Origin of the sequence: Baekduia alba, assembly GCF_028416635.1 — a bacterium.
Lineage (GTDB): Bacteria > Actinomycetota > Thermoleophilia > Solirubrobacterales > Solirubrobacteraceae > Baekduia > Baekduia alba.
Genome location: NZ_CP114013.1, coordinates 4,075,204 through 4,090,666 on the forward strand (window position 1 = coordinate 4,075,204; position 15,463 = coordinate 4,090,666).

The following is a 15,463-nucleotide window of genomic DNA, read 5'->3' on the forward strand; positions in this document are numbered from 1 at the left end:
CCGCCTGGACCACAAGCATCCGCTCCGCGCGCCGCAATGATGCTGATTTACAGGCACTTCATCGAGCAACCGGCCGGGCTAGCCGGACCGAGATCGCCGCGGACTTTCGACGATCCTCAGCAGTCCAGGCACTCCCGGACTGCGAGTGCCTGAGGGTAGTCGGCGACCGGCTAGGGCGCGACTCTCCGGCTGTGCGCCGCGACGCCTCGAACACCGCAGTTCCAGGTCTCCGGTCGGGCCAGCCAGCCAGCGGCGCGCCCGTCGGCGGCCTGCGCCGCGTCGAACCTGGTCGGGCTCCGGTGCGGCTCGAAGGGGACGCTCGGGATCGTGACGGAGGCGACGCTGCGGCTGGTCCGGCGCCGCCTGGTCGCGGCGATCGGCCTCGAGCACGTCGGAGTCGGTCGTCAGGCCGACGGTCTCGGCGAGGGTGACGAGCCCGCGCGTTGCTACAGACACGGCGTCCAGGGCAGGTCGTACAACATCTCGTCGGTGTCCTTCTTGGCCGCGTTGAACCCGTACAACAAGACGGCCTTGGGGCAGAAGGCCAGCGGAGCGACGTCGTACTCGATCTCGAAGACGGGCTTGCCCGCCCGCGCGAACGGCCGCAGCGCGTCGCACTCGTCGTACTGGAAGCACTGCTCGTTGACGGCCATGTCGACGTCACCAACGAGCTCCCGCGTCTGGCCGAGGTCGGCCTTCAGGGTCACGGCCATCCCGAGCTGGTGCGCCGTGCGGGCCAGCGCGCGGTTGAACACCAGCTGCGTCCCGGCCGAGATCTCCCAGCCCGTCTCCGCCGCGCCCGCAGCGTAGGCATCGACCACATCGGGGTCGACCGCGTCGAAGCCGGCCCGGGCGCACTTGCGCATGCGCTGCTCCTGCATCGCCAGCAGGAAGTCGCGCTGACCGCGGTCGTTGTTCACGTTGGCGTAGAACTCCTCCGGGAACAGCTCGCTGTAGGGCTTGCCGATGAGGCTGTGGCCGTGCGTGTCGTCCCACGCCTTGAACTCGGCCCAGTCGGGCCGGTAGTTCTCGATCGACCCCGCGTCGATGTAGCAGAGCGCGTACCCGCCGCGGGCGTGAATGGCCTGGACGGCGCGGCGGTTGGGGGTGACGCCGTCGGCCTCGTAGAGGTCGATGCCCCACACCTGCGGCCGCACGCATGGGCCGCCGAGCGCCGCCGGCGCGCAGATGTCGATGTTGTAGCCCCCGGTCGCGTCGTGCCCCGCGACGGGCTGCAGCTGGTACTGGAAGCGGGCGTGCAGCGGCGGGCGCTTGTAGTTGGTGGTGTCGGCCGTCGCCGCGGCCGCGGCGACGCAGAACAGGGCCGCGGCCAACGTCAGCGCGGCGAGGACGGAGCGGATCCGGGAGGTCATGGCGGCGAGCATCCGCCGCCCCGCGCGCCGCGCCAAGCGGCTCACGCGGTCGATCCGCTCAATGGGGGATGGCCAGGCGTCGCGCGGCCTCGGCGACCGTCTCGGCCAGCGCACGACGCGCCGACGCGCCGATCGCCTTCGTCCAGCGCGGCGTCGGAATCGACACCGACATCGCGGCGACGACCTCGCCGTCGGCGTCGCGGATCGGCATCGCGACGCAGCGCAGGCCGATCGCGAACTCCTCATCGTCGGTGCCGAAGCCGCGCGCGCGGATGACGTCGAGGTCCTCCATCAGCGTGTCGAGCTCGACGACGGTGCGCGGCGTGAGCGGCCGGCGCTCGACGACGGCCAGGCGCGCACGCGCGTCGTCGGGGTCCAGCCCGGCGAGTAGCGTCTTGCCCAGCCCACTGGCGTAGGCTGGGAGCCGCGAGCCCACGCGCGACGACAGCTTCATCGGGTGCGGTGACTCGCAGACGTTCAGGTACACCGCGTCGACGCCGTCGAGCTGCGCGGCCTGCACCGTCTCCTCCGTACGCGTCCGCAGCGCCGCCATCAGCGGCTGCAGGACCGCGCGCAGATCGGCGATCCCGTCGGCCGACTGAGCGATCTCCCATACGCGCAGGCCGAGCGCGAAGCGCCCCTCGCGGTCGCGCCGCAGGTACCCACGGGCGGACATCGTGGCCACCAACCCGTGCGTCGAGGACTTCGGCAGGCCGAGCGCCGCGCACAGCTCGGCAAACCGCAGCGGGCCCGCCTCGGCGAGCAGGTCGAGCACCGCGAGGACGCGGTCGGCGGACTTGACGGGGGCGGACGACGTGGCGGCCATGGCTCTCCAGGTGGGTTGCCACGGACCGCTGGCCCGTGTACGGTCAATCTAACAGGCTGAACTTATGGTTCACATGTTTGAACTGACCCCACAGGAGAGGCTCCCCACCCACATGGCCAAGATCGCGCTCATCGGCGCGGGCAGCGCGACGTTCACGCGCATGCTCCTCGGCGACATCCTCAGCTTCGACGAGCTCGCCGGATCGACCATCGCGCTGCACGACATCGACTCCGAGCGGCTCGACACCGCGATCGCCGTGGCCCACGCCACGGCGCGCGAGACGGGCGCCCATCCGGTCGTCGAGGCGAGCCTCGACCGGCGCGCCGCGCTGGACGGAGCCGACTACGTCATCAACATCATCGCGGTTGGCGGCCATGCCGCCACGGTCGTCGACTACGAGGTCCCGCTGCGCCACGGCGTCCGCCAGACGATCGGCGACACGCTGGGCATCGGCGGCATCTTCCGCGCGCTACGCACGATCCCCGTGCTCGAGGGCATCGCCGCCGACATGGCCGAGGTCTGTCCCAACGCGTGGCTGCTCAACTACACCAACCCGATGGCGATGCTCTGCTGGGCGATCGCCGAGGGCACCCCGCAGAAGAAGGTCGTGGGCCTCTGCCACTCGGTGCAGAACACGACGCGCCAGCTCGCCGAGTACGTCGGCGTGCCGTTCGAGGAGGTCACGTTCCTCGGCGCGGGCGTCAACCACCAGGCCTGGATCCTGCGCTTCGAGCGCGCCGGTGAGAGCCTCTACCCGTTGCTCGACGAGGCCATCGCCCGCGACCCCGACGGCCTCCAACGCCACGTGCGCGTCGAGATGTACCGGCGGCTCGGCTTTTTCCCGACGGAGTCCAGCGAGCACTCCTCGGAGTACCTGCCGTGGTTCATGCGCCACGACGACATGCTCGAGCGCTTCCGCCTGCAACCCGGCTGCTATGTGCAGGAGAGCCTGGAGAACCTGGACGAGCACGCGCGCGTCCGCGCCGCGATCGCCGCCGGTGAGCCGCTGCCGGTCGAGCCCAGCATCGAGTACGCGCCGCAGATCATCCACTCGATGGAGACGGGCCGCGTCCGCACCGTCTATGGCAACGTCCGCAACGAGGGGTTGATCGACAACCTGCCCCACGGCGCGTGCGTCGAGGTCCCCTGCTTGGTGGACGACGCCGGGCTGCAGCCGACGAAGGTCGGCGCTCTGCCCGCGCAGTGCGCGGCGCTCAACCGCACGTTCCTCAACGTCGGCGAGCTGACGATCAAGGCCGCGCTGGAGGGCCGGCGTGAGCACGTCCTCCACGCCGCGATGCTCGACCCCAACACCTCGGCGACGCTGACGCTCGAGGGCATCGCCGCCCTGGTCGACGACATGATCGAGGCGCACGGGGACGCGCTGCCCGAGGGCATCCGCCGGACGACGGCGGTGGCGCGATGAGCACGACCGTCGTCGTCGGCGCGGCGCGCGGGATCGGCGCCACGACCGCCCGGCGCCTCGCGGAGGCGTCCTACACCGACCGGCTGATCCTCGCCGATCTGGACGGCGCCGGCGTCGGCCGGGTCGCCGAGGAGCTGCGCGAGCGCGGCCATGACGTGACGGGCCACGCGCTCGACCTCACCGACCACGCCGCGTTGGACGCCTTCGCCTCCACGACCGCCGACGCCGAGCGCGTCGCGCTGGTCGCCGGGGCGTTCGTCGCGGCGCCCGCGCTGGAAATCACCCCCGAGCAGTTCCAGCGCATCCTCGGCGTCAACCTCACCGGCACCTACTTCGCCGCCCAGGCCTACGCCCAGCGCATGGCCGCCAACGGCGGTGGGTCGATCTGCGCGGTGGCGTCGATCGCGGCGCGGATGCCACGCATGCGGCAAGTCGGCTACTGCGCCTCGAAGGCCGGCGTGCGACACGCGCTGCGCGTGCTGGGCATGGAAGTCGCGCCGGCAGGGGTGCGGGTCAACACCGTCAGCCCCGGCATCACCGACACGCCGATGATGCGCGAGGTGGCAGCCGACCACATGACGGTGGCCGACCTGGCCCTCGGCAGCCCGGAGGCGATGCGCCCGCGCATCCCGGACGGGCGGGTCGCGACGACCGACGACGTGGCGGAGGCCGTGGCCTTCCTGCTGTCGCCAGCGGCTGACCACGTGACGTTGCAAGACCTCGTCGTCGATGGCGGCGAGTTGCTGGGCATGGCGTAGGAGGAGCGGAGAGATGCTGATGCGAAGGACCCTCGGGATCGCGGCGGTGCTCGCCGCCGCGACGATCGGCGCCGCCGGCTGCGGCGGCTCCAGCAGCGACGACGGCGCCGGCGGCGGACCGGTGACGATCACGCTCTGGCACGGCCAGAACCAATCGGCGGCCAAGGTCATCAACAAGCTGGTCGCCGACTTCAACAAGACGCACCCGGACGTCAAGGTGGACTCGCAGGTCGGGTCGCTCGCCGACTCGCTGCTGCAGAAGACGACAGCCGCGTTGGCCGGCGGCAAGTACCCCGACATCGTCTACACGTTCGGGCCCAACGTCGCGAACCTCGCCCGCAGCCCGAAGGCGCTGGACATGACGGCGACGGTCAAGGGCGCCGGCTGGAACTGGGACGACTTCTTCCCGCCCGCGCGAGAGGCGGTGACGATCGACGGCAGGGTCCGGGCGATCCCGGCGCTCATCGACTCGCTGGCCGTCGTCTACAACAAGAAGCTGTTCGCCCAGGCCGGCCTGCGCACGCCGAAGGCGGGCTGGACGTGGGACGAGTACCGCGCAGACGCCAAGGCGCTGACCGACAAGGCCAAGGGCCGGTTCGGGACCGGATGGCCGGGGGTCGGCGACGAGGACACGACCTGGCGCCTGTGGCCGCTGGTCTGGAGCGCGGGCGGCAACGTCCTCTCGGCCGACGGCAAGTCGGCCGGCTACGGCGGCGCCAGCGGCCAGCAGGCGTTCGCCCAGGTCCAGGCCATGGCGCAGGACGACAAGTCGGTCTACGTCGACAAGACGGTCGGTAGCGACCAGACGTACCGCGTGTTCACGTCGGGCCGCCTCGGGATGATCCCGACAGGGCCATGGGAGCTGCCGGTCATCAGCGCGTCGGCGGTCGACTACGACGTTGCGCCGATGCCGACGTTCGGCGGCGCCCCCGTGACGATCTCCGGCCCCGACACCTGGATGGTGTTCAAGAACAGCGACGCGCGCGCAAAGGCGTCGACCGAGTTCCTGAAGTGGTTGACCGCGCCCGAGCAGGACGCGGTCTGGGACATCGATGCCGGCAGCCTCCCACTGCGCCATTCCAGCGCCGAGCAGCCGGTCTGGAAGGCGCACGTGGCCAAGCTGACCGGCCTGCCGGCGTTCGTCGACGCGCTGGACAGCGCCCGCGTGCGCCCGGTCATCGAGGCATACCCGAAGCTCTCGGAGGCCGTGGGTCAGGCCGTCGCGGGCGTCCTGCTCGGCCAGCAGTCAGCCGGCGACGCGCAGAAGCGCGCGGTCGACGGCGGCAACAAGGCGCTGTCGGGCTCGTGAGCACGGTCTTCGCCCAGGCGCCGCGGCCCACCGAGGCCGCGGCGCGGCCGGCGCCGCGGCGCCGGCCGCTGCAGCGGCTCCTCGGGGAGACGCCGACGGCATGGCTGTACGTCCTGCCGGCGGCGATCATCATCGTCGGGCTGGCGATCGTCCCAGTCGCGTGGTCGGCGCTGCTCAGCGTCCAGGACAAGGACCCGATCGCCGAGACCACCAAGTACGTCGGGCTGCGCAACTACTCCGACCTGTTCGACGACCCTGCGTTCTCGGGCGCGATCAAGCACACGCTGATCTACGCGGCGGCGTTCGTCCCGCTGAGCATCATCGGCGGCCTCGCGCTCGCGCTCGCGCTCAACCGGCGGATCAGGTTCATCGGGATCTACCGCACGCTGGCGTTCGTCCCGGTCGTGGTGAGCGCCACGATCCAGGGCGTCCTGTTCTCCTTCATCTTCGACGACCAGTTCGGCGTCGCCAACGCGCTCCTGCACACGGTCGGGATCGGTCCGCAGCCGTTCTTCGCCGACGGCGGGCAGGCGTTGGCGCTGCTGGTCGTCGCCAGCCTGTGGGCCGGCACGAGCTGTGTGAGCTTCTGCGCGGTCGTGTTCCTCGCGGCGCTGCAGGACGTCCCCAAGGAGCTGTCGGAGGCGGCGTCGATCGACGGCGCGCGCCGCTGGGGCACGTTCCGCCACGTCACGCTGCCGGCGCTGGCGCCCGTCCTCGTGTTCCTCGTGCTCTGGCAGACGGTCAGCGCGATCCAGCTCTTCGACATCGTCTACGGCTCGACGGCCGGCGGCCCCGGCAACTCGACGGTCGTCGTCGTGTACTACATCTACCGCTCGATCCGCGACTCCGCCTACGGCACCGGCGCGGCCGCGTCCTACGTCGTAGCCGGCGGCCTGATGGCGCTGACCGCGCTTGCGTGGCTCGGTCAGCGCCGGCGGGAGCAGACCGCGTGATCCGCCGCCGCCTCCCCTTCGACCCGTGGCACCTGGTGCTCGCGCCGGTGTGCGCGCTGCTGGCGGCGCCGCTGGCGTGGATGGCGCTGAGCTCGTTCATGAACAACGCGCAGCTCAACCGCTTCCCGCCGACGATCATCCCCGGGTCGCTGCACCTCGACGGCTACAACTACCTGTTCGACAACGCCGCGCTGCCGACGTGGTTCCTGAACTCGGCGATCGTCAGCCTCGTCTGCGTCGTGGGCAACCTGGTGTTCTGCTCGACGGCGGGCTATGCGTTCGCCCGCCTGAACTTCCGCGGGTCCAAAGCGTTGTTGGGGCTGATGGTCGCGACGCTGATCGTCCCGTTCCAGCTGACGCTGATCCCGACGTTCATCATCATGGAGCATCTCGGGCTCATCGACACCCTGGGCGCCATCATCGTCCCGTCGCTGGTCATGCCCTTCGGCGTGCTCCTCCTGCGCCAGTTCTTCCTGTCCTTGCCGCGCGAGGTCGAGGAGGCCGCGTGGATCGACGGCTGCTCGCGATGGAAGATCCTGTGGGCGATCGTGCTCCCGCTGGCGCGCCCGGCGCTGGCGACCGTCGCGATCGTCACGTTCCTGCTGACCTGGAACGACGTGTCGTGGCCAGCAATCGCGATCTCCAGCGAGGCCCACGACACGCTCCCGCTCGGGATCGCGAGCTTCAAGAGCCGGGCCCAGACCAACCAGTCGGCGATCATGGCCGCCAACGTCCTCACCACGTTGCCGGTCCTGCTGGCCTTCCTTGCCGCCCAGCGGGCGTTCGTCCGCTCGATCGCCTCGACCGCCGTGAAGGGATGACCATGACCTCCACCCCCGGGATCAGCCTCCGCCAGGTGGCCAAGACCTACGACAACGGCGTCACCGCCGTGCGCGACGTGTCGCTCGACGTCGCCGAGGGCGAGTTCGCCGTCCTCGTCGGCCCGTCGGGCTGCGGCAAGTCGACGCTGCTGCGCATGATCGCCGGTCTCGAGGAGGTCACCGGCGGCGAGATCCACATCGCCGGCCGCGACGTCACCGACGTGGCGCCGCCCGACCGCGACATCGCGATGGTGTTCCAGAACTACGCGTTGTACCCGCACATGACCGTTGGTCAGAACCTGGGCTTCGGCCTCAAGCAGCGCAAGACCGACAAGAACGTCATCGCGCAGCGCGTCGGCGAGGTCGGGACGATGCTCGGCCTCGGCGAGCTGATGCACCGCCGCCCCGCGCAGCTCAGCGGCGGCCAGCGCCAGCGCGTCGCGATCGGCCGCGCGCTGGTGCGCGAGCCCGCGGCGTTCCTGCTCGACGAGCCGCTGTCCAACCTCGACGCCAAGCTGCGCCACGCCATGCGCTCTGAGCTGGCCCGGCTGCATGGGCGGCTCGGCGTGACGACCGTTTACGTGACCCACGACCAGGTCGAGGCGATGACGCTCGGCGACCGCGTCGTCGTGCTGCGCGACGGCGTCGTTCAGCAGTGCGACCACCCGCAGGCGCTCTACGAGCGGCCGTGCAACCTCTTCGTCGCCGCGTTCATCGGCTCCCCCGCGATGAACCTCGTCGACGCCGAGGTCGAGGGCGGCGCTGTCCACTTCGCCGGCCACCGCCTCGCGCTGCCCGAGGGCTCGCCACTGCTCGGCCGGCGCGGCCGTGTCATCCTCGGCATCCGCCCTGCGGCGTTCGTGGCGGACGGCCCGCGCGCGGACCCGGACTGGCCGACCATGCGCGTCGAGCTCGGCCTCGTCGAGCACCTCGGCGACGAGGTGCAGGCGTCGTTCGCGCTGGACGCACCGCGCGTAACGGCCGACGCGGTGCTCGCTGCCGAGGACGCCGACGCGGCCGGCGACGCGCGCCTACTGGCCGACGACGAGCGCACGCGCTTCGTCGCCGCGCTCGACGGACGGCTGCCGGTCCGCACCGGCGATGCGATGACGCTGCGCGTGGACTGCAGCCAGCTGCACGCCTTCGACCCCGCCACTGGCGACGCGCTGGCCGTCCGCGACGCCATGCTGGCGGGCGTGCGCTGAGCGGTGGCGGCGTGCGGGTCCTGATCGTCGAGCGGCGCGAGCTCGTCCGCGCCGGAGCGCGCACGCTGCTGGCCGAGACGCCGTGGATCTCGCGCTGCTTCGTGGCGCGCGACGGCCACGACGCGCTGGCGATCGCCCGCCGCAGCGAGCCGCACGTCGCGCTGATCGCGGTCGACCTCGGCGACGAGGCCGGCCCCGTCGTCGCGCGGCGGTTGCACGCCGTCAGCCCCACGACGCGCGCGCTGCTGCTTGCCGACGGCTCGGCGACAGCGCTGGCGCCCGCGGTCCGCGCCGCGGGCGCCGTGGGCGTCGTCAGCGCGACCGCGTCGGGCCCGGCGATCGTCGAGGCGGTGCGCCGCGCATGGCTGGGCCGGGCGGTCGCCGCGCGGCGACCGCCGGCCGCCGAGCACGTCCTCTCCCAGCGCGAGCGCGAGGTGCTGCGCCACATCGCCGGCGGCGCCACCAATCGCGAGATCGCCGATCGGCTGGAGCTCTCGCCGCACACCGTCAAGCAGCACGCCAGCACCACGTTCCGCAAGCTCGCGGCGCGCAACCGCGCCGACGCGGTGCGTCGAGCGCAGCAGCTCGGGCTGATCGCCTGATCGCCCGATCGGCCCTCAAGAGCCGGCGTCGTGCGCTGAGCCGAGCGCCTCGTCGACCAGCGTGCGCAGCGCGTCGCCGATCGCCCGCTGGTCGGCTGCGGCCATGCGCTGGGCCGGCGCGGCGAGGCTCAGCGCGCAGCTCGGCGTGGCGTGGCCGAGGAAGATCGGCACCGCGACGCAGCGCACGCCGAGCTCGCTCTCCTCGGACTCCAGCGCGTAGCCGCGCCGGCGCACGGTGGCCAGCTCGCGCGCGAGCGCGGCGCCGTCGACGATGGTCCGCGGCGTCCGCGCCGCGAGCTGGCCGGTCCGCTCGAGCCATCCCGCCAGCGCGTCGTCGTCCGCGTAGGCCCAGGCGAGCAGCGCCTTGCCCAGGCCGGTCGCGTGCGCCGGGTTGCGCCCGCCGATCGCGGAGCTGAGCTTCAGCGGCTGGCGCGACTCGACCTTGTCGAGGTAGACGACGTCGGCGCCGTCGAGCACCGCGACGTGCGCGGTCTCGTCCCAGCGATCGCGCGCCCGGACCAGCAGCGGATGGACCAGGCCGCGCAGGTCGAGCTGGTCGTAGAAGCCGAAGGCGACGGCCAGGAGCTCGACGCCGATGGTGTACGGCCCGCCGGGCACCGGCTGAGCCGCGAAGCCGCCGTCCTTGAGCGCGCCGAGCGTTCGGTGCAGCGTGCTCTTCGGGATGCCCGTGACGCCTGACAGCTCGTCGAGCGTGAAGCCGCCGCCGCGGCTGCCCAGTACCCGGAGCACGCGCAGTGCCCGGTCGACGCTCGCGTGTCCCTCTCCGGCGGCCATCGGCGCGATCCTAGCCCGGCGGCCGTACGGCCGCCGGGCAGGGAACGGATGCGTGGATCAGCAGTACTGGTAGGTGTAGCCGGCCGCCCCGAACGGGACGACGTCGCGGTCGCGGTAGATGACGGAGATGGACGCGCCGCGGGCGGTGCAGGCGGTGTTGAAGTTCGCCACGCCGCCGTTGTCGGTGTACTCGATCTCGTAGACTTGGTTGCCGTAGTAGTGGATGAAGTCGTCGCACTCACGACCGTAGTCGCCCGTGTAGCGCTGGCACTCCTCCGCCACGACGAAGTCGAACCCGATCGTGTTCTTGCCCTGGTTGGCGATCTCGGACGTGTTCTTCTGCGCGATCGCCAGGTTCGACGCGTGGGCGCTCTGGGCCAGCAGCGTCGCGAACGCGATGTTGTTGGCCGTGGTGATCAGGCCCTTGGACCGCGACCACGAGTCCAGGTTGTCGGGCTCGATCGCCTGGTAGCCCGCCGTGCCGCATGCGGTCATCCAGCCGGCCTGGATCCCGGCGAGCTCGGTCCGCTTGGCGGCGGTCCGCGTGTCGAACAGGATCTCGTTCCAGTCCGGGTCGATGACGTACTTGCCCGCCGCCGTCTTGAGCAGCAGGTTGTCGTGGTTGGCCTTCCACCACGCCGCGTCGTCCGGCTGCGCCTGGAACGCGTTGATGTAGCAGATGTTGTACTTGCCCGATGCAGGTGCCACGAGGCGATCGCGGTCGACGATCGCGACCGACGCCAGCGGTGTGTAGGCACCACCGATCTGGTAGTCGAACTGCCCGTTGACGGGTGGCAGCGTGACGGTCGCCGAGGCGGCGCTCGCCATGCCGAGGCAGCACAGCACCGAGCCCGCGGCGATCGCCGCGCGCCGGACCAACGTGTGGAACATGATCTCTCCTATGGATTCCTAGTAGTGGAACGTTATCCCGGGTACAGGAATGACCGTAGGCGCCGGGCGGCGCAGGCGTCAAGCGGACCCTGTTCGGACTAGCCCGAACGGCCCCCTGCCAGCAGGCCATGGGCGCACGCCGTCGCCTCGGCCAGCGCCTCGCGCGCCTGCGCCGCGACCTCGCGACTCCAGCGCGGCGTCGGGATCGACACCGACATCGCGGCGACGGTGCGGCCGTCGCCGTCGACGACCGGCATCGCCACGCAGCGCAGGCCGACCGCGAACTCCTCCTGGTCGGTCGCATAGCCACGCTTGCGCACGCGCTCCAGCTCGACCATCAACTGGTCGGGGTCCGTGATCGTGTGCTCGGTCAGCGCCGTCAACGGCACCGCCCGCTCCAACCGCGCGCGGGCGTCGTCGGGGTGCAGCGCGGCGAGCAGCACCTTCCCGACGCCGCTGCCGTGGGCGGACAGGCGCGCGCCCACCGTCGACATCAACTTCATCGGGTGCGCGGCCTCGATGATCGCGAGGTAGACGACCTCCGACCCCTCCAGCCGCGCGAGTTGGACGGTCTCGGTCGTCTCCGCGCCGAGCCGGTCCATGATCGGCTCGAGCAGGACGCGCAGCTCCTCGATGTCGCGGCGAGTGCGGGCCAGCTGCCAGACGCGGATGCCGACCCGATACGTGCGGCGCTCCGGGTCGAGCTCGAGATAGCCACGCTCGGTCATCGTCGCCAGCAGGCTGTGCGCCGAGGACTTCGGCAGCTCCAGCGCGGCGGCGATCTCGCTGAACGTCATCGCGTGGCGCTCGCCGAGCAGGTCGAGGATCGTCATCACGCGGTCGGCGGACTTGACCGCCGCCGGCGCGCCGGTGCGCTCCCGTGGGCTCATGAGGACTGATCTTGCCCGACCCGCATCGCGCCCATCACGTCGAGGTTGGCCTTGAACGCCGTGTAGCCGCTGTCGACGGGCAGGACGGTGCCCGTCATGACGGCCGACTCGTCGGAGGCGAGGTACAGCGCCAGCGGCGCGATCTGCTCCGGCGTGGCGATCGGCAGCAGGTGCAGGCGGTCGATCGTCTCCTGCGACGCCGGGTCCTCCAGCCACTCCTTCTGCGGCTCGGTTGAGACGAAGCTCGGGCAGATCGCGTTGACGCGGACGCCGTCCGGCGCCATGCCGGCCGCGAACGAGCGCGTCAGCGCGACGACGCCGCCCTTGGCCGCGGTGTAGGCGTCCAGGCCGGCGACCCCCACGAGCGCGTCGGTCGTCGCCACCAGGACGATCGAGCCGCCGCCCTGCGCGATCATCTGCCGGCCCGCGAAGCGGCACACGTGGAACGTGCCGTTGAGGAACAAGTCGATGATCTTGAACCACACCTCGGGGTCCAGCTCGGTCAGCCGCGCGTCGTGGTCGTTGACCAGCGGGACGTTGGCGGCGGAGTGGACGAGGACGTCGACGGCGCCGAAGCGCGCGACGGTCGCGACGACGAGGCGCTCGACGGCGTCGGCGTCGGTGACGTCGACCGGCTCGGCCACCGCGACGCCGCCGGCGACGGCGATGTCGGCGGCGATCCGCTCGGCCCGCTCGGGCACCAGCTCGGCGAGCACCACGTTGGCTCCCTCGGCGGCGTAGGCGACCGCGGTCGCGCGTCCGATGCCGGAACCCGCTCCCGTGACGATCGCGGTCCTGCCCTGCAGTCGGCCGGCCACAGCTTCTCCTGTCGGTTCGATCTGGAGAACTATTGGTTCTCCCATGCGAACTGCGAATCGTATCGGACGCGAAGGTGGTGTAGCGTCGGCGACCATGAGAGAACCCGTCAGCGGCGGCGCGCCCGCCGGCCCGTACACCCCCGGGATCATCGCCTCCGGGCGCCAGCTCTTCGTCTCCGGACAGGGTCCGCTGCGCGATGGCGTCGTCGTCGAGGGCACGATCGAGGAGCAGACGCGCCTCACGCTCGAGAACGTCGGCGTCGTCCTGCGCAACGCCGGCGCGTCGTTCGCCGACGTCGCGCGCGTCGGCGTGTTCCTGGAGGATCTCGACGACTTCGCCGCGATGAACGCCGTCTACATGGAGTTCTTCGACGAGCCGCGCCCGGCGCGCACGACGGTCGGCGCGAAGCTGATGGGCATCAAGGTCGAGATCGACTGCGTGGCGTTCCTGCCTTGACCGCCGTCGGCGACCTCGAGACGCCGGCGCTGGTCGTCGACCTCGACCGCGTCGAGCACAACATCGCGCGCGTAGCCGCGTATGCCCGGGAGCACGGGCTCGCGGTGGTGCCGCACGCCAAGACGCACAAGACCGAGGCCATCGCGCGCCGCCAGCTGCACGACGGCGCCGCGGGGCTGACCGTCGCCAAGTCCAGCGAGGCCGAGGCGTTCGCGGCCCGGGGCCTGGGGCCGTTGTTGGTGCACTATCCGAGCGTCGGCGACGCCAAGGCGCGGCGGCTGGCCGAGGTCGCGGGCGCGGTCGGGCTGACGGTCGCCCTCGACTCGTTGGCGGCGGCCACGCCGCTGGCCGCGGCGATGGCCCGCCGCGGCGTGGAGGCCGACGTGCTCGTCGAGGTCGACGTCGGGCTGCACCGCACCGGCGTTCCAGCGGGCGACGCGCTGGCGGTGGCCCGTGCCGTCGACGCGCTGCCGGGCCTGCGGCTGGTCGGCATCTCTGGCTATCCAGGCCACGCGCGCGACGCCGACGGCGGCCCGGCGGCGGCGTTCGCCACGGCCGACGCGCTGCTCGCGCAGGCGCGCGACGCGCTCCTGAGCGCGGGGCTCAACAGTGAGCGCGTCTCGGGCGGCTCGACGTCGACCGCGCTGCACGCCGCTCGCTCGTCGCTGACCGAGGTCCGCCCGGGCAACTACGTCTTCCTGGACCGCGGCGATGGCCGCGGCGACGTCTGGGGGCCGCACGACATCGCCCTGACCGTGGTCGCGACCGTGGTGTCGGTCGCCGTGTCCGGGCGGATGGTGCTCGACGCCGGCAGCAAGACGCTGTCGGAAGCCGCTCCGCCGCGCGGGCTGACCGGCGCCGCCGAGATCGTCGGCGCGCCAGAGGTCGAGGTGGTGTTCGTCAACGAGGAACACGCCGTCTGCGACATCACGTGCAGCGAGCGGGCCTGGGCCGTCGGCGACCGTGTCCGGCTGATCCCCAACCACGCCTGCACCTGTGTCAACCTCCACGATCGGCTGTACGCCGCGCGCGGGGACGAGGTCGTGGAGGAGCTGCCGCTGATCGCTCGCGGCGCGGTGCGCTAGCGGATGTCGCGGTGCGCGCCGAGGCTGCGAGCGAGCTCGACGGCAGCCTCGGGGAAGGGACCCAGGGTGGCGTCGGCGGCGGGCAGGAGCTCGGCGAGCGACAGATGGGGGGCGTCGTGGGTCAACGCGGCGACCGCGGCGACGAAGCGCGCCGTGGCGTCGAGGTGCATCACGGCGGCCGCCGCGTCGAGCGAGGGGAAGTGCGAGGTCTCCAGATGCTCGGCGCCGAGCGACCTGATGGCGTCGATCGTGTTGGTGTAGGCGTCAGCGTCGGTGTAGGGCGTCGGCGCCAGCAGACGGCCGTCGCGCGCGATGAACCCCGCGCCCATCGCCGCGTCCGCGACGATCGCGGTTCGCGAGCGCGGCTCCCACAGCCCGACGTGGCCTGCAGAGTGGCCGGGCAGATGCAGCACCTCCAGGGTCAGCCCGTCGCCGACGTCGATCACCTCGCCGGGGACCAGGTCCCCGTCCAGCGCGGTGTCTGGCCCGGCCGCGTCGCGCAGCCACGCCCACGTCGCGGCGTCGTAGTCGAGCCCGTGAGCGCGGTACCAGCCGTACCGCCCGTCGGCGATCGCGGCGAAGGACTCGATGAGCGGCCGGTCGGCCCCGTGGGCGCGGATCTGGGCGCTGGGCGCCAGCTCCCGGAGCCGCGCGCTGCCGCCGTAGTGGTCGACGTCGGCATGGGTCAGCACGATGTCGGTCAGGTCGCCCGGCGTCAGCCCGAGCTCCGCCAGCGCCGGGACGAGCGCGTCGTCGGGCGTACTCGCGACGCCGGCGTCCACGAGCACGATGCGCTCGGGCCCTCGCACGACCCACTGCGCCATGCTGCGCGCGCCCAGCGGCGAAGTCACGCGGTGGATCCCGCGGGCGACTTCGCGGACCAGCGGTTCATTCATATGAACTTGCGGTTCCATCTTCTGAACCTTATCTGATACAACGCCGGCCGACCCCTCGCTCCCCCGGAAGGCCCACACGCACATGCGCTACCCGACCATCGCCTTCGACGGCGTCCCCGCGGTCGCCGTCCAGGACGGCGACGAGCTGCGCCAGCCCGCAATGGACCGTTGAGATCGTGATTGATCAGTACCACAATCAAAAAAGGGGAGCCGACCGTTCCAGCGGGTGTGGGTTCGCCAACGTGAGACCGTCCCGCCCTCCCACGTGGGGGAGGACGGGATGGTCTCGCGCTGTCGGTCGAGCTTCGGATCGATCAGTGCTTTTGCGCGGCGTTGTCCGAGCAGCGGCGATTGGCTG

At 71.7% G+C, this 15,463-nt stretch carries 16 protein-coding genes; 9 read left to right on the forward strand and 7 right to left on the reverse strand.

Annotated elements, in window-relative coordinates; genetic code table 11:
• Window positions 1-446 precede the first annotated feature (446 nt).
• Window positions 447-1,373, reverse strand: a complete 927-nt coding sequence (locus tag DSM104299_RS20455; RefSeq protein ID WP_272473507.1) for an endo alpha-1,4 polygalactosaminidase — start codon at window positions 1,371-1,373, stop codon at window positions 447-449.
• Between the two features lie 58 nt (window positions 1,374-1,431).
• A complete protein-coding gene (locus tag DSM104299_RS20460) occupies window positions 1,432-2,199 on the reverse strand; it encodes an IclR family transcriptional regulator (RefSeq protein ID WP_272473508.1) in 768 nt (255 codons plus the stop codon).
• A 112-nt stretch (window positions 2,200-2,311) separates the two neighbouring features.
• Here DSM104299_RS20460 and DSM104299_RS20465 point away from each other — a divergent pair, with 112 nt between their 5' ends.
• Genes DSM104299_RS20465 through DSM104299_RS20495 form a run of 7 tightly spaced genes read left to right on the forward strand, consistent with a single transcriptional unit; the run spans window position 2,312 to window position 9,273 of the window.
• Entirely contained in the window at window positions 2,312-3,625 is a 1,314-nt protein-coding gene (locus tag DSM104299_RS20465; protein ID WP_272473509.1) for an alpha-glucosidase/alpha-galactosidase, read from the forward strand.
• A complete protein-coding gene (locus DSM104299_RS20470) occupies window positions 3,622-4,383 on the forward strand; it encodes an SDR family NAD(P)-dependent oxidoreductase (protein WP_272473510.1) in 762 nt (253 codons plus the stop codon). The genes DSM104299_RS20465 and DSM104299_RS20470 overlap by 4 nt, the downstream gene beginning before the upstream one ends.
• A 13-nt stretch (window positions 4,384-4,396) precedes the next feature.
• A complete protein-coding gene (locus DSM104299_RS20475; RefSeq protein ID WP_272473511.1) occupies window positions 4,397-5,692 on the forward strand; it encodes an ABC transporter substrate-binding protein in 1,296 nt (431 codons plus the stop codon).
• Window positions 5,689-6,645 (forward strand): carbohydrate ABC transporter permease, encoded by a 957-nt coding sequence (locus tag DSM104299_RS20480; RefSeq protein ID WP_272473512.1) that lies wholly within the window; start codon window positions 5,689-5,691, stop codon window positions 6,643-6,645. The genes DSM104299_RS20475 and DSM104299_RS20480 overlap by 4 nt, the downstream gene beginning before the upstream one ends.
• Window positions 6,645-7,466 (forward strand): carbohydrate ABC transporter permease, encoded by an 822-nt coding sequence (locus tag DSM104299_RS20485; RefSeq protein WP_349294596.1) that lies wholly within the window; start codon window positions 6,645-6,647, stop codon window positions 7,464-7,466. Before DSM104299_RS20480 ends, DSM104299_RS20485 begins: the two co-directional genes overlap by 1 nt.
• 2 nt (window positions 7,467-7,468) lie before the next feature.
• Entirely contained in the window at window positions 7,469-8,671 is a 1,203-nt protein-coding gene (locus DSM104299_RS20490; protein WP_272473514.1) for an ABC transporter ATP-binding protein, read from the forward strand.
• An 11-nt stretch (window positions 8,672-8,682) separates the two neighbouring features.
• On the forward strand, window positions 8,683-9,273 hold the full coding sequence (locus tag DSM104299_RS20495) for a response regulator transcription factor (protein ID WP_272473515.1): 591 nt from the start codon (window positions 8,683-8,685) through the stop codon (window positions 9,271-9,273).
• Between the two features lie 15 nt (window positions 9,274-9,288).
• Here DSM104299_RS20495 and DSM104299_RS20500 read toward each other — a convergent pair whose 3' ends face one another.
• The 4 genes from DSM104299_RS20500 to DSM104299_RS20515 all read right to left on the reverse strand — a co-directional run bounded on the left by DSM104299_RS20500 (window position 9,289) and on the right by DSM104299_RS20515 (window position 12,667).
• On the reverse strand, window positions 9,289-10,068 hold the full coding sequence (locus DSM104299_RS20500; RefSeq protein ID WP_272473516.1) for an IclR family transcriptional regulator: 780 nt from the start codon (window positions 10,066-10,068) through the stop codon (window positions 9,289-9,291).
• A gap of 57 nt (window positions 10,069-10,125) precedes the next feature.
• Window positions 10,126-10,959 (reverse strand): endo alpha-1,4 polygalactosaminidase, encoded by an 834-nt coding sequence (locus tag DSM104299_RS20505; protein ID WP_272473517.1) that lies wholly within the window; start codon window positions 10,957-10,959, stop codon window positions 10,126-10,128.
• 98 nt (window positions 10,960-11,057) lie between these two features.
• The gene (locus DSM104299_RS20510; RefSeq protein ID WP_272473518.1) at window positions 11,058-11,849 is read right to left on the reverse strand and encodes an IclR family transcriptional regulator; all 792 of its coding nucleotides are present in this window, start codon (window positions 11,847-11,849) and stop codon (window positions 11,058-11,060) included.
• Window positions 11,846-12,667: an SDR family NAD(P)-dependent oxidoreductase gene (locus DSM104299_RS20515; RefSeq protein WP_272473519.1), complete on the reverse strand. Its 822-nt coding sequence runs from the start codon at window positions 12,665-12,667 to the stop codon at window positions 11,846-11,848. Before DSM104299_RS20515 ends, DSM104299_RS20510 begins: the two co-directional genes overlap by 4 nt.
• 94 nt (window positions 12,668-12,761) lie before the next feature.
• Here DSM104299_RS20515 and DSM104299_RS20520 point away from each other — a divergent pair, with 94 nt between their 5' ends.
• Both DSM104299_RS20520 and DSM104299_RS20525 read left to right on the forward strand, forming a co-directional pair.
• Window positions 12,762-13,124 (forward strand): RidA family protein, encoded by a 363-nt coding sequence (locus tag DSM104299_RS20520; protein WP_272473520.1) that lies wholly within the window; start codon window positions 12,762-12,764, stop codon window positions 13,122-13,124.
• Window positions 13,121-14,209, forward strand: coding sequence for an alanine racemase (locus DSM104299_RS20525; protein ID WP_272473521.1), 1,089 nt, complete (start codon window positions 13,121-13,123; stop codon window positions 14,207-14,209). The genes DSM104299_RS20520 and DSM104299_RS20525 overlap by 4 nt, the downstream gene beginning before the upstream one ends.
• On the opposite strand, the gene DSM104299_RS20530 is transcribed toward DSM104299_RS20525, so the two are convergent.
• On the reverse strand, window positions 14,206-15,105 hold the full coding sequence (locus DSM104299_RS20530; protein WP_272473522.1) for an MBL fold metallo-hydrolase: 900 nt from the start codon (window positions 15,103-15,105) through the stop codon (window positions 14,206-14,208). The genes DSM104299_RS20525 and DSM104299_RS20530 overlap by 4 nt on opposite strands.
• Between the last annotated feature and the right edge of the window lie 358 nt (window positions 15,106-15,463).